General features: G+C 58.2%; 12 protein-coding genes. 6 read left to right on the top strand and 6 right to left on the bottom strand.

All coding sequences use genetic code 11. From position 1 onward, the window contains the following. The first annotated feature begins 74 nt into the window (after positions 1-74). Together BM079_RS00450 and BM079_RS00445 are read left to right on the top strand one after the other, a co-directional pair. Positions 75-707, top strand: coding sequence for a TRAP transporter small permease subunit (locus tag BM079_RS00450; RefSeq protein ID WP_090129744.1), 633 nt, complete (start codon positions 75-77; stop codon positions 705-707). Then, the gene (locus tag BM079_RS00445) at positions 704-2,005 is read left to right on the top strand and encodes a TRAP transporter large permease (RefSeq protein ID WP_090129742.1); all 1,302 of its coding nucleotides are present in this window, start codon (positions 704-706) and stop codon (positions 2,003-2,005) included. The genes BM079_RS00450 and BM079_RS00445 overlap by 4 nt, the downstream gene beginning before the upstream one ends. A 62-nt stretch (positions 2,006-2,067) precedes the next feature. On the opposite strand, the gene gcvT is transcribed toward BM079_RS00445, so the two are convergent. Beyond that, positions 2,068-3,183 (bottom strand): glycine cleavage system aminomethyltransferase GcvT, encoded by a 1,116-nt coding sequence (gcvT, locus tag BM079_RS00440; protein WP_090129739.1) that lies wholly within the window; start codon positions 3,181-3,183, stop codon positions 2,068-2,070. A gap of 80 nt (positions 3,184-3,263) precedes the next feature. Further along, on the bottom strand, positions 3,264-4,628 hold the full coding sequence (locus BM079_RS00435) for an alanine/glycine:cation symporter family protein (RefSeq protein WP_090129737.1): 1,365 nt from the start codon (positions 4,626-4,628) through the stop codon (positions 3,264-3,266). 334 nt (positions 4,629-4,962) lie between these two features. Here BM079_RS00435 and gcvH point away from each other — a divergent pair, with 334 nt between their 5' ends. Together gcvH and gcvP are read left to right on the top strand one after the other, a co-directional pair. After that, positions 4,963-5,361, top strand: a complete 399-nt coding sequence (gene gcvH, locus BM079_RS00430; RefSeq protein ID WP_090129734.1) for a glycine cleavage system protein GcvH — start codon at positions 4,963-4,965, stop codon at positions 5,359-5,361. Positions 5,362-5,501: 140 nt separating this feature from the next. Beyond that, positions 5,502-8,396, top strand: a complete 2,895-nt coding sequence (gcvP, locus tag BM079_RS00425; protein ID WP_090129732.1) for an aminomethyl-transferring glycine dehydrogenase — start codon at positions 5,502-5,504, stop codon at positions 8,394-8,396. Positions 8,397-8,509: 113 nt separating this feature from the next. Here gcvP and BM079_RS00420 read toward each other — a convergent pair whose 3' ends face one another. Next, entirely contained in the window at positions 8,510-9,442 is a 933-nt protein-coding gene (locus BM079_RS00420) for a LysR family transcriptional regulator (protein WP_090129730.1), read from the bottom strand. A 197-nt stretch (positions 9,443-9,639) separates the two neighbouring features. Between BM079_RS00420 and BM079_RS00415 the strand changes: the two genes are divergently transcribed. Together BM079_RS00415 and ppnN are read left to right on the top strand one after the other, a co-directional pair. Beyond that, complete coding sequence (locus BM079_RS00415) at positions 9,640-9,924, top strand: YfcL family protein (RefSeq protein ID WP_090129728.1); 285 nt, start codon at positions 9,640-9,642, stop codon at positions 9,922-9,924. A 62-nt stretch (positions 9,925-9,986) separates the two neighbouring features. After that, positions 9,987-11,360, top strand: coding sequence for a nucleotide 5'-monophosphate nucleosidase PpnN (gene ppnN / locus BM079_RS00410; protein WP_090129726.1), 1,374 nt, complete (start codon positions 9,987-9,989; stop codon positions 11,358-11,360). Between the two features lie 27 nt (positions 11,361-11,387). Here ppnN and BM079_RS00405 read toward each other — a convergent pair whose 3' ends face one another. From BM079_RS00405 to BM079_RS00395, 3 genes are all read right to left on the bottom strand, one after another. Then, the gene (locus BM079_RS00405; protein ID WP_139215226.1) at positions 11,388-11,762 is read right to left on the bottom strand and encodes a hypothetical protein; all 375 of its coding nucleotides are present in this window, start codon (positions 11,760-11,762) and stop codon (positions 11,388-11,390) included. Continuing rightward, entirely contained in the window at positions 11,759-12,211 is a 453-nt protein-coding gene (locus tag BM079_RS00400) for a flavodoxin domain-containing protein (RefSeq protein ID WP_090129723.1), read from the bottom strand. Before BM079_RS00400 ends, BM079_RS00405 begins: the two co-directional genes overlap by 4 nt. 140 nt (positions 12,212-12,351) lie before the next feature. After that, entirely contained in the window at positions 12,352-12,648 is a 297-nt protein-coding gene (locus BM079_RS00395) for an integration host factor subunit alpha (RefSeq protein WP_090129721.1), read from the bottom strand. Positions 12,649-12,662: the final 14 nt, after the last annotated feature.

Here is a 12,662-nt window from a genome sequence, read left to right as displayed (position 1 = left end):
GCGCAGGCACGGCCGGATGCACGACATGGCCGTGCCATCCTCCGATCAATTTTCTCTGATGCAGAGGCTGTCTCATGTCTACAGGCCCTCAACGACAGCATGGCGTTGTCGAGGCTGGCGAGGAGGAACTCGCTCGCTCCAACCCTGATCATATTGATCATGCTCCAGACCCGGTGCGCAGCGTTCTCGATCGCGGCGTCGTGTGGTGTGCCCGCGGTGCGGCCTGGCTGGTTTTTGCGGCCATGGCCATCAGTGTGTATGAAGTTCTCATGCGCTATGGCTTCAACTCCCCGACCTCCTGGGTGCATGAAAGCGTGGTGATGCTGGTGGCCGTCAGCTTTGCTCTTGGCGGCCCGGCAGCCCTGGCCAGCAATCGTCATATCCGGGTGCGCGTGCTCTATGACAGTGCCGGGCCACGGCTGCGTTCATGGCTGGATCGTTTCAACGATCTGGTCACTTTCGGGTTCTGTCTCGCAATGAGTTACGCCGCCTTCACCATGTTCTGGGATGCCTCGCACAACCCCATGGGGGACTGGCAGCTGGAGCGCTCGGGTACTTCATGGAATCCGCCATTTCCGGCACTGGTGAAAGGCATCATCATGGTCGCGCTGATGGTCATGTGCGTGCAGTCGCTGGTCCATTTCATTCAGTCTCTTCGGGGCAAATCTGCCGAGGCACGACACAATGACGGGGAGAACGCGTCATGACCATTGCCGACGGTACGATTTTAATGGTCGGGGCAATCTTCGCCCTTTTGATTACCGGCCTGCCGCTGGCCTTCATTACCGGTCTGGTCGCACTGGCCTTTACCTTTGGCTGGTTCGGGCCAATGGCCATGCCGCTGGTCACCAGCCGCATCTATGGCTTTGTAACCGAGTATTCACTGGTGGCAGTGCCGATGTTCGTGTTGATGGCGTCGCTGTTGGACCGCTCCGGTATTGCAAAGGACTTGTTCAATGCCATGCGTGTATTTGCAGGGCGCCTGCCCGGCGGCGTTGCAGTACAGACCGTGATCGTGGCGTTTTTTCTGGCGGCACTTTCGGGAATTATCGGTGGGGAAATTGTCCTGCTGGGCATTCTTGCTCTGCCACAGATGCTACGACTGGGATACGACAAGCATCTGTCCATCGGCGTTGTCTGTGCCGGCGGCTCACTGGGCACCATGATGCCGCCTTCGATCGTACTGATCATCTACGGGCTGATTGCCAGCGTTTCCATTGCCGATCTGTTTACCGCCGCCATTACCCCGGCCGTGATCCTGATGCTGTCCTACATCGGCTATGTACTGGCGCGCTGCCTGAAAAACCCCAGCCTTGGTCCTCCGTTGTCCGAAAAAGACCGCCGCGAGACCTTCGCCACCAGGGGCAAGGCACTACAGGCCATCATCGTACCGGCACTGATTGCGGTGCTTGTTCTGGGCTCGATCTATGACGGTGTTGCCTCGGTCACTGAAGCAGCAGCCATGGGCGTGTTCGGCGTGTTGCTGGCGATCGTGCTGCGCGGTGAGTTCTCGTTCAAGACCATGCACGAAAGTCTTGGTCAGACGCTCATGACCTGCGGCATGATCATCTGGATCGGTATCGGCGCAGCAGCGCTGGTCGGGGTTTATAACCTGATGGGCGGTAACCGCTTCATATCAGGCATGATCATGGGACTCGACGTCTCCCCGATCGTCATCATCCTGGTGATGATGGGCATTTTGCTGGTGCTGGGGATGTTCCTCGACTGGATCGGGGTCGCAATGCTGACCCTGCCAATCTTTGTCCCCATCATTGTTCAGCTGGGTTATAGCCCGATATGGTTCGGCATCCTGTTTGCCGTCAATATGCAGGTGTCGTTCCTTTCCCCACCCTTCGGCCCCGCTGCGTTCTATCTCAAGGGGGTTGCCCCCCCGGAAATCAGCCTCAAGGACATTTTTGTATCGCTGCTGCCCTTTATCGCCCTGCAACTGCTGGTGCTGTTTGCCCTGCTATTCTGGCCCAACCCTGCCATGTGGCTGGTTTAAGACCCTCACATCTCGCTTCTCATCGAAAAGGCCCTGTTAAACAGGGCCTTTCAGGTTTTTGGCTAACCACGATAATAATGGGTGGTGACAAAAGGCATCGACGTGACGCTCATGTCCAGGCGCCGGCCGCGAACCTCGGCCTGCAGGGTCTGACCGGGCTCGCTGAATTCGCGTCGAACATAGCCCATGGCGACCGGAACGCCAATGGACGGCGCAAAGGTGCCGGAGGTGACCCTGCCGATGGGGTCACCACTGGCATTGAAAAGCTCGACGCCTTCGCGCACCGGCGCCCTGCCGTCGGCTTTCAGCCCGACCCTGACGTAATCGGTATCCTGATTGCCCTGCTGAGTCAGGATGACATCAGCCCCCGGGAAGCCGCCTTCACGCGCACCGCCCTGTCGCCGTGCCTTGCCGATCGCCCAGCCAAGAGAGGCTTCAATGGGCGTCGTATCTCCATCCATGTCGTGGCCATACAGGCAAAGACCTGCTTCAAGACGCAGCGAGTCACGTGCGCCCAGACCAATGGGGGCCACCGCCTCCTGCTCCAGCAGCCACTCGGCGATCTCGATGGCACCGTCATCGGGCACCGACAGCTCAAAACCATCTTCCCCGGTATATCCTGAACAGCTGACCCAGAGCTCATGTCCCATAATCTCGAATCGGGCGTGCTGCATGAAGGTCAGTGCTGCCGCCTGTGGACACAGCCTGCGCATGACCTCACGCGCCATGGGCCCCTGAAGCGCCAGTAGCGCCCGATCCTCGAGCACTTCAAGCGCCCCTTCATCCCCCAGCCCGCTTCTCAGCAGTGCTGCATCCGAGGCGCGACACGCCGCGTTGACCACCAGATAAAGATGGTCACCGGCATTGACCGCCATGAAGTCATCATGAATACCGCCCACGTTGCTGGTAAAAAGGCCGTAACGCTGACGTCCGGGCGCAATGCCAACGGCATCGATCGGAGACACGCGCTCCAACGCTTGTGCGGGATGACTTCCCCGGATCAGCATCTGACCCATGTGCGAGACATCGAATAGACCACACTGGTGCCGGGTATGCTCATGCTCGCGCTTGATCCCCATGTCGAACTGCACTGGCATCTCGTAGCCGGCAAAAGGAACGAACTTTGCTCCACGCTGTTGCCAGAGCCTGTAAAGCGGCGTTCGATGCAGGGTTGACATAACTCCTCCAGACCCGATTCATGAATGTAAATTGCTCCACGGGCGTGCCCTCTTGAACAGGACACGCCTGTGGCATCCGCCTATTTCTGACGTTGACCACCACTCTGCTCGGCAAAATGCTCCCGTGTCAGCCTGAACACAACCGGTGACAACAGCGCCAGCGCAATCAGGTTGGGGATCGCCATCAGGGCATTGAAGGTATCCGCCAGCAGCCAGATGAAATCAAGGTGTGCCATTGCCCCGACAGGAATTGCCAGCACAAAAACGATGCGATAAAAGCGCGCGGCGCCGCTGCCAAAGAGATACTGAAAGCACCGTTCACCGTAGTAAGACCAGCCCAGGATGGTGGTAAAGGCAAAAATCGCCAGCGCGATGGCCACGATATAGTCGCCCGGTCCGGGCAGGGCCGTACGAAAGGCGAGCGACGTCAGCGAAGCACCGGAATCCCCCTCGAGCCACTGCCCGGAAGTCACAATGGCCAGCGCCGTGATCGAGCAGACCACGATGGTATCGATAAAGGTCCCCAGCATCGCCACCATGCCCTGCCTGACGGGGCTATTGGTCTGCGCTGCGGCGTGGGCGATCGGTGCACTACCAAGACCGGCTTCATTGGAGAAAACGCCTCGCGCCACGCCGAAACGAATGGCCGCAGCGACGGCGGCACCGGCAAAGCCGCCAGCGGCCGAAATGGGCGTGAAGGCATGACGAACGATCAACCAGAGGGCATCGGGTACAGCGGCATAATTGATGGCCAATACGACCAGACCCGCCAGCAGATAGGCCACGGCCATGAACGGCACCAGACGACCGGCAACGCTTGAGATACGCTGGATGCCGCCAAGAATCACCGCACCTGCCAGTACCATGATGACCAGACCGGTGACCCACGTGGGAATATTGAACGAGGTCGACAGCGCATCGGCGACCGAGTTGGCCTGAACGGTATTGCCGATCCCGAAGGACGCCAGCGTACCGAACAAAGCGAACAGTACCCCCAGCCAGGCAAAGCGCTTGCCGAGGCCGTTCTTGATGTAATACATCGGCCCGCCCACGAAATTGCCGTGGTCATCGCGCTCGCGATACTTTACGGCGCAGACCGCTTCGGCGTATTTGGTGGCCATGCCTACCAGTGCCGTCATCCACATCCAGAATACGGCTCCTGGGCCACCCAGCGCGATGGCGGTGGCCACGCCGGCAATATTGCCCGTACCGATGGTGGCCGACAGCGACGTCATCAGCGCGTTGAACGATGAAATCTCGCCGCTGCTCTTTTCGCCCGGCGTACGCCCCTGCCAGAGCAGGGCAAAGGCGCGGCCGATATTGCGCACCGGCATGCCCTTGAGTCCTATCTGCAGATAAAGCCCGACACCCAGCAGCAGCACCAGCATCAGTGGTCCCCAGACCACGCCGTTAATACCTTCCACCAGTCCCTGTAAAACATCCATGACCGATATCCCCGTATTTGTTATTGACGTCATTATCCAATGAACACCATTCGTTACTGGCGCTTCATGAGAATCTACAGGCTGACTCTCCTGATGTCATGGCAAGGCATATCAGAGGCCGACGTTTTTCACGTCTGCCCCTTTCGGTCAGTAATTGGCAACGTTACGATAAGCAAAAAGTTTCCGATCGGAAACACGCTGACGTGACAAAATTGCCGATCCGCAATCAGCAGTGGACGAGCAGGCCGCCTGAAGCCACCCTATAGGCAGGTCAGCCTCGTTATCCCGGGATGTTTCGCCATCCGTCATCTTGGCATTGAACAGGACATACAACATGAGCCAGATCCCCTCTAACCTTCGCTATTCGGACAGCCACGAATGGGTTCAGGACAATGGCGATGGCACCGTTACCATCGGCATTACCGATCATGCCCAGCAGGCACTGGGCGATGTGGTGTTTGTGGAGCTACCCGAAGTGGGCAGCACCATCACAACCGGTGAGGAGTTCGGTGTGGTCGAATCGGTCAAGGCCGCTTCCGACCTTTATGCGCCGCTGAGCGGCGAGGTGCTCGGCGTCAATACGCTGCTCGAAGACGCTCCTGAAAGCCTCAACGAAAGTCCCTATGACGATGCCTGGCTGATCAAGATTCGCCTGGCCGAACCCGATGAACTCGAATCGCTGATGGATGCCGATGGCTATACCGAGCTTGTCGCCAATGAAGAAAACGACTGATCGCGACGACCGATAGCGTTTACGACTGACACCACGAGGCTGACCTCCTCCCGGCTGTCACAAGCTTTTGATGCATCGTTTGTTCATCCGTCTGCTGCACCCTGCAGAACCCTTCTGATACGTCACCTTACGGATATGCCATGGCCGCTGACTCCCGCTCGCTGAATGAACTCTTCACCCATGATGCGTTTATTGACCGTCACATCGGGGTCGACGCCACGGCACGTCATCACATGCTGGAGGCACTGGGTGCCGACTCGATGGCGGAACTTCTCGATCACGCCATCCCGCCCGATATTCGTTTGAAAAACGAGCTCGAGCTGGCCGAGCCCGTCTCGGAACTCGAGGCGCTGACCCGGCTAAAAGGGATGATGGGCCGGAATCGAGTGATGAGAAACCACATCGGCGCCGGCTATTACGGCACCATCATGCCCGCGGTCATCGCACGCAACGTGCTGGAAAATCCGGGCTGGTATACGGCCTATACGCCTTATCAGCCTGAAATTGCCCAGGGGCGCCTTGAAGGGCTGCTCAACTTTCAACAGATGGTCATGGACATGACCGGCATGGCGCTGGCCAACGCCTCCCTGCTGGATGAAGCCACCGCAGCGGCCGAAGCCATGGCGCTATGCAAACGTGCCAATCGAAAAAACAAGAGCTCGGCCTTTTTCGTCGCGGATCACATTTTCCCTCAGACTCTGGACGTCGTGCAGACCAGAGCAAAATGGCTGGGCCTTGAGGTCATCGTTGACCGCCTCGAGACGCTCGAGCAGTACGATGTCTTCGGCGCGCTGGTGCAGTATCCGGCCGAGGATGGCCGTGTCGCGGATCTCGGCGACCTCATTGAACGTGCCCATGACCGCAACATCATGGTGGCCGTCGCCACGGACCTGCTGGCGCTGGCGCTTTTGAAGCCACCCGGCGAAATGGGTGCCGATATTGCGCTGGGATCGGCTCAGCGCTTTGGCGTCCCCATGGGCTTTGGCGGCCCGCATGCGGCTTTTTTTGCCGTCAACGATGATCTCAAGCGATCCATGCCGGGGCGCGTGATCGGCGTTTCCCGCGATCGTCACGGCAAACCGGCGCTGCGCATGGCCATGCAGACCCGTGAACAGCACATCCGCCGCGAGAAGGCGACCTCCAATATCTGTACGGCTCAGGCATTGCTGGCCAACATCGCCGGATTCTACGCGGTCTATCACGGGCCCGAGGGCATTCGCACCATTGCCACACGCGTGCACCGGATGGCCCGGATTCTGGCCCATGGCCTGAAAGTCGGTCAGATCAACGTCGAAAACGAGCACTTCTTTGATACGCTGACGCTGCGCGTTGATGATGCCGACACCCTGCAACAGCGCGCCGAAGCCGCCGGTCATAATCTGCGCTATCGCGAAGATGGCCGCGTGGGCATCAGCCTGGATGAAACCACCACCCTGCAGGATCTCGAATCGCTTTTCACCGTGATACTGGGCGACCAGCACGGCCATGATATCGCCGCGATCGATGCCGAGCTGCAAAAGACTGACGCGCAACTGCCGCCATCCTGTCAGCGGCAGTCGAGCTTTTTGACGCATCCAACCTTTTCGCGCTATCACAGTGAAACGGAGATGCTGCGTTATCTTAAGCGTCTCGAAAATCGGGACCTGTCGCTTACCCATGCCATGATCCCGTTGGGCTCATGCACCATGAAGCTTAACGCCACCACCGAGATGGTGCCGCTCTCCTGGACGGAGTGCGCCGATATTCATCCCTTTGCCCCCGAATCGCAGGTGCCCGGCTATCTGAAAATGATTGAAGAGCTGGGAGACTATCTCGTTGAGGTGACCGGCTACGACGCCATTTCCATGCAACCCAACTCGGGCGCGCAGGGAGAATATGCCGGCCTTCTGGCCATTCGGCGCTATCAGCAGTCCATCGATGAGGGGCACCGCCACATCTGCCTGATCCCGTCCTCGGCGCATGGCACCAATCCGGCCTCGGCGGCCATGGCCAGCATGAAGGTCGTGGTGGTGGAGTGTGATGCCAACGGCAATATCGATCTCGATGATCTACAGGCAAAGGCCGAAAAGCACAGCGCCGATCTATCGGCCATCATGCTGACCTACCCCTCGACCCACGGCGTTTTCGAGGAAGGCGTCCGCCGGGCCTGTGAGATCGTGCATCAGCATGGTGGTCAGGTCTATATCGACGGTGCCAACATGAACGCTCAGGTCGGGCTGTGTCGACCGGGCGATTACGGTGGCGATGTCTCGCATCTCAATCTGCACAAGACATTCTGCATTCCGCATGGCGGCGGTGGCCCCGGCATGGGGCCGATCGGCGTCAAGGCGCATCTGACAGCGCATCTGCCAAGCCATGTGCACTGTCAGGGAAAGACCCGCTTCGAACCCGGCACCGCCGTGGCCTCGGCCGCCTTTGGCAGCGCGTTGATTCTGCCGATCTCCTGGGCCTACATTGTCATGATGGGCGCCAGAGGTCTGCGTGAAGCCAGCGAAGCGGCTATCCTGAATGCCAACTATGTGGCCCACCGCCTGAGCGAGCACTACAGCGTTCTTTATCGCGGCCGGAAGGGCCATGTGGCGCACGAGTGCATTATTGACATTCGTCCGCTCAAGGCCGCCAGCGGCATCGATGAAGAAGACATCGCCAAGCGTCTGATGGATTACGGCTTTCATGCCCCGACCATGTCCTTTCCGGTGGCAGGCACCCTCATGATCGAGCCAACGGAATCCGAATCTCGTCATGAGCTGGACCGATTCTGCGAAGCCATGATAGCCATACGCCAAGAGATTCGTGCCATCGAACAGGGCGATGTCGCCCGCGATAACAATGTGCTGGTCAACGCACCCCATACTCAGTTTGATCTGTACAGCGACGACTGGCCCTGGCCCTACTCACGCGAGCAGGCCGCTTTCCCAACACAGGACACGAAAACGGCCAAGTTCTGGCCCAGCGTCAACCGGGTCGACAACGTCTATGGCGATCGCAACCTGATCTGCAGCTGCCCAAGCATCGATGACTATCGTGAAGATTAATGGCTCGTGACGATTCAGGCCGACAGAGTAGATGCTCTGTCGGCCTGATCATGTGCGCTGTCGGATTGTTGCCTGCAAGCCCCGTGTCCCGGCAGGTCAGACAGGAGAAAGCTTCAGGTGTTGTGCTCGTCAGACACCATATCAGCGGGCGCTTCATAGCCATAAAGAGCGTTACGGCGCTGCTCACGGAATTCATCCAGCAGCTGGCGATAACGACGAGGCAGTTCAACGCCCCGGCGGGTCAGCACATACAGTGGTTCATAGGCGGGTACCGATAGCGGTACCTCCTGTACCTGACGCTGCCAGGGCGAGGTTTCCAGCACTGGCCGTGGTACGACGGTAAACCCCAGCCCTCTTGCGACGGCATCAAGGACGACCGCCACATCGTTGGTATACCCCTTCTGCGGGAAATGACTGATCGAGCGAAACTCGTCGGGGTAGTTTTCACGCAGCACCTGGCTTGCATTGTGAATACCGTCAAAGTAGTTCAAGAACCCCAGCGCCAGCAGCTCCTGAATGCCGTTGCCGCGAAAATCGGCAGGCACGACCAGGCACAGCGGTTCGTGATGCCAGAGTTCATATTCAAGATCAGGATGGCGCGTGATGTCTGTCACGATCCCCAGATCGTAGCGATCAGCCATGACGTCCTGAACGATTTCGGCATTGAAGGCAAAATTATAGCTGACCGTCAGACCGGTATGGATCTGCTGATATCCCAGTGAAAAGGGATAAAACATCAGCCCGATGCTGGAAGGGCTGGCGATACGGCAGTCACCGCTGCTGAGTGACTCATCATCCAGCGCATGACGAAACTGCTCGTGCTCGGCAAACAGTCGAATGGCGTAGTCATAGGCGCGTCTGCCCGACTCCGTCAGGGTAAAACGGCGGCCGTGACGGCGCAGCAGGGTCTTGTCGAGATAGTGTTCAAGTTTTCGAATATGCTGGCTGACCCCGGGCTGGGTCATTTCCAGCTTGTGCGCCGTATGGGTAAAGCTGCCTGTTTCCACCAGCGTGATAAAGGTCTTGAAATATTGGGCATTGAACATGAGGCGTTGTCAGCTCACTAACGGCCCTGACCGCAGTGTGTGGCCGGGGCAGATAAAATCTTCATTTCTGATCAGACAGATACGGCGTGACCGGCTACCTTATCAGAAAATGCCGTGGCTCGCATGAGCTCCCCGTGCTCTCGTGTTAGCATCCACAAACATGCTTTCTGACACCCCTGGTCACTGGAATACCCCTCATGTCCGATCCCTTTTTGGAACGCGCCGAAAACATCAAGAAAACACTGCTTTTAATGGAGTCCGAGGCCCCCGATGATGATCTTTTTGCGCTGGGCTACATGATTCCACAGATCGAGCTTGTACAGGAGATGGCGCATTACGATCCTGAGGATGTGACAGCCGAGGATTTTGATGCCACCTATCGACAGTGGCTGGAAAGCACCTTCATGGAAGATGCCATGGAAGCAGATGATCGCCGACGCATCGAGGAGCTGTGGCAGAACGCTCTGAGCCGGACGACCTGATGACATTGCCGTCAGGGTTCGCTCTGGCATTAGTTGATCGCAGGAAAAGGATATCGAAGAGGATGACAGAAGCCACTCGCATTTCGACTACCATCTCTCCGGAAGGCAGTCTTGAAGTACTCTCACAGCAGGAAGTCAATCGCCTGCGGGATACGTCTTCCAACGGGATGCACGATGTACTGCGCCGCTGCGCACTGGCCATTCTGAATTACGGCACCATGGTCGATGACAGCTGCAGCGTTCTGGAGACCTATCACGACTTTGATATCGAGGTCATTCAGCAGGATCGGGGGATCCGGTTGAAACTTACCAACGCGCCGGCGCATGCCTTCGTTGATGGCGGCATGATCCGCGGTATCCGCGAGCTGCTCTCTTCGGTACTGCGCGACGTGGTCTACGTCTCCAACGAGATCGAAAAGCACGGCCGTTTTGATCTCGACTCTGCTGAAGGCATTACCAACGCCGTCTTTCATATCCTGCGTAACGCAGGCGTCATGAAACCCTCGCGCGATCCCAATCTGGTGGTCTGCTGGGGCGGGCATTCGATTTCGCGTGAAGAGTACGACTATAGCAAGTCGGTCGGCTATCACCTGGGCCTGCGCGACATGGACATCTGTACCGGCTGCGGCCCGGGCGCCATGAAAGGACCGATGAAAGGCGCCAATGTGGCCCACGCCAAACAGCGTCGTCGCAACAGCCGCTATCTCGGGATCTCGGAACCCGGCATCATTGCTGCCGAATCGCCCAACCCGATCGTCAATGAACTGGTGATCATGCCGGATATTGAAAAGCGGCTCGAGGCCTTTATTCGAGTCGGGCACGGCATCATCATCTTCCCGGGCGGCGTCGGCACCGCAGAGGAGATACTCTACCTGCTGGGCGTACTGCTGCACCCGCGCAATGCTGACATCCCCTTCCCGATCATCTTTACCGGCCCTGCCAGCAGTGCCGACTATTTCCGGCGCATCGATGAGTTCATCGCCTTTACGCTGGGCGCCGAGGCACAAAAGCACTATCGCATCATGATCGACGATCCTGTCGGCGTGGCGCGCGCCATGCGCGATGGCATCGAGGAAGTGACCGCGTTTCGTCGCGAACACCAGGACGCCTTTTATTTCAACTGGCGTCTTGAAATCCCCCGCGACTTTCAGCAGCCCTTTATCCCTGACCACGACTCGATGGCCGGCCTGGCGCTTCACCGCCGCCAGAACGTACATGAGCTGGCGGCCAATCTGCGTCGCGCCTTCTCGGGAATTGTGGCAGGTAACGTCAAGGAGCAGGGCGTACGTGCGATCGAACGCCACGGCCCCTTCCGGCTGAACGCCGAAAGCGAGCTGATGCAGCCCCTTGATGAACTGCTGACCTCTTTCGTGGCTCAGGGGCGCATGAAGCTGCCGGGCAGTGAATACGTACCCTGCTATACCCTCAACGCCTGATACGCGATCAGCGTGCTGGTGGCGTCATTACCGTGCAGGACGCCACCAGCCGTAAACAACGTGCAGCAAAAGTCCGAGAACCATGGCTCTTGGCAGCCACTGATACCAGAACTGCTCCTGACCTGTGAGCAGATGCCACAGGGCCGTGGCCGTTATGCCTGCCGCCAGCCACAGCAGCAGCCTTTTCAGTGACCGGAGGACATCCGCTCTAACGCTGTTTGAGGCGCGCTGCCAGAGAATGGCAGACACGACCACCAGCGCTGCCGCGCCGCCACAGATCAGCACCAGACGCTCGTTATCACGAACGATATAGTAGCCCGGCACCGCCATCAGCATGGTCAGGGCCAGTCCCAGAAGCACCGAGATACGCTCGCCGCTGGCCAGCAATCCCTGCCGGCTCATGACTGATCTGCCAGCCACTGCTCGACCCACGGCAGCGCCGCATCATCGGCCATCGGCGTCTCGGAAGCGTCCACTTCAAGACGTTCTACCACACGATGTGCATCAAGCTCGGTCAAAAGTGCATCCAGTTTTCGACCGGCACCGCAGAAGGTCTCCTCATACTCGCTGTCGCCCATGGCAATCAGCGCATAGAGAAGCCCCTCAAGCGATGGACGCTGCTGCTCCAGCGCGTTGCTCAACCCGGTGAAGTTGCCCGGATAATCGCCACGCCCTGTGGTGGAAATGCAAAAAAGCGCCAAATCAGGCTTTGGCTCGATCAGCCGATCAAGCATCGGCGTTTCATGAATATCGACATCGTATCCCGCCGACTCAAACAGAGGTGCGACCTGCTCGGCCACATCCAGCGCGCCGCCATAAACCGTTGCAACATAGATTCCTACACTGGGCATAAGCTGTAATGACTCTCTTCAAGTTTGGGAAATAATATCATGGTGCCGTTCCTGCACGGCCATATAGAAAAGCCCCGCCATGAGCGGGGCTTTGAGGAGCAGGACAGCAATTATCATGGTCATTTTTTGACCGAAACGGATTACGCCTTGTCGTGCTCTTCCACCAGAGCCTTGAGCTTCTGGCCCGGGCGGAACGTGACCACACGACGCGCCGAGATAGGGATCTCCTCTCCTGTCTTGGGATTGCGACCAGGTCTTTCACGCTTGTCGCGCAGATCAAAATTGCCAAAGCCCGAAAGCTTTACCTGCTCGTTTTCCCTGAGACAGCCACGGATTTCGTCAAAAAACTGCTCGACAAGCATTTTGGCTTCACGCTTTGAGAATCCAAGCGACGTGTGCAGATGCTCTGCCAGTTCAGCCTTGGTCAACGCACTCATTATCCGACATCCTG

It is taken from the genome of Kushneria avicenniae (assembly GCF_900112585.1).
In the GTDB taxonomy this organism is placed as follows: Bacteria; Pseudomonadota; Gammaproteobacteria; order Pseudomonadales; family Halomonadaceae; genus Kushneria; species Kushneria avicenniae.
Note: the sequence above shows the minus strand (reverse complement) of the source record. Positions and strands in the feature narration are given on the sequence as shown.

What these genes read in the sequence shown, in the direction of transcription:
- gcvP (WP_090129732.1), top strand. Translation starts at nt 5,502, where the DNA reads ATGGCCGCTGACTCCCGCTCGCTGAATGAACTCTTCACCCATGATGCG.
- BM079_RS00405 (WP_139215226.1), bottom strand. Translation starts at nt 11,762, where the DNA reads ATGAGCCGGCAGGGATTGCTGGCCAGCGGCGAGCGTATCTCGGTGCTT.
- BM079_RS00415 (WP_090129728.1), top strand. Translation starts at nt 9,640, where the DNA reads ATGTCCGATCCCTTTTTGGAACGCGCCGAAAACATCAAGAAAACACTG.
- BM079_RS00400 (WP_090129723.1), bottom strand. Translation starts at nt 12,211, where the DNA reads ATGCCCAGTGTAGGAATCTATGTTGCAACGGTTTATGGCGGCGCGCTG.
- gcvH (WP_090129734.1), top strand. Translation starts at nt 4,963, where the DNA reads ATGAGCCAGATCCCCTCTAACCTTCGCTATTCGGACAGCCACGAATGG.
- BM079_RS00420 (WP_090129730.1), bottom strand. Translation starts at nt 9,442, where the DNA reads ATGTTCAATGCCCAATATTTCAAGACCTTTATCACGCTGGTGGAAACA.
- BM079_RS00445 (WP_090129742.1), top strand. Translation starts at nt 704, where the DNA reads ATGACCATTGCCGACGGTACGATTTTAATGGTCGGGGCAATCTTCGCC.
- gcvT (WP_090129739.1), bottom strand. Translation starts at nt 3,183, where the DNA reads ATGTCAACCCTGCATCGAACGCCGCTTTACAGGCTCTGGCAACAGCGT.
- BM079_RS00450 (WP_090129744.1), top strand. Translation starts at nt 75, where the DNA reads ATGTCTACAGGCCCTCAACGACAGCATGGCGTTGTCGAGGCTGGCGAG.
- BM079_RS00395 (WP_090129721.1), bottom strand. Translation starts at nt 12,648, where the DNA reads ATGAGTGCGTTGACCAAGGCTGAACTGGCAGAGCATCTGCACACGTCG.
- ppnN (WP_090129726.1), top strand. Translation starts at nt 9,987, where the DNA reads ATGACAGAAGCCACTCGCATTTCGACTACCATCTCTCCGGAAGGCAGT.
- BM079_RS00435 (WP_090129737.1), bottom strand. Translation starts at nt 4,628, where the DNA reads ATGGATGTTTTACAGGGACTGGTGGAAGGTATTAACGGCGTGGTCTGG.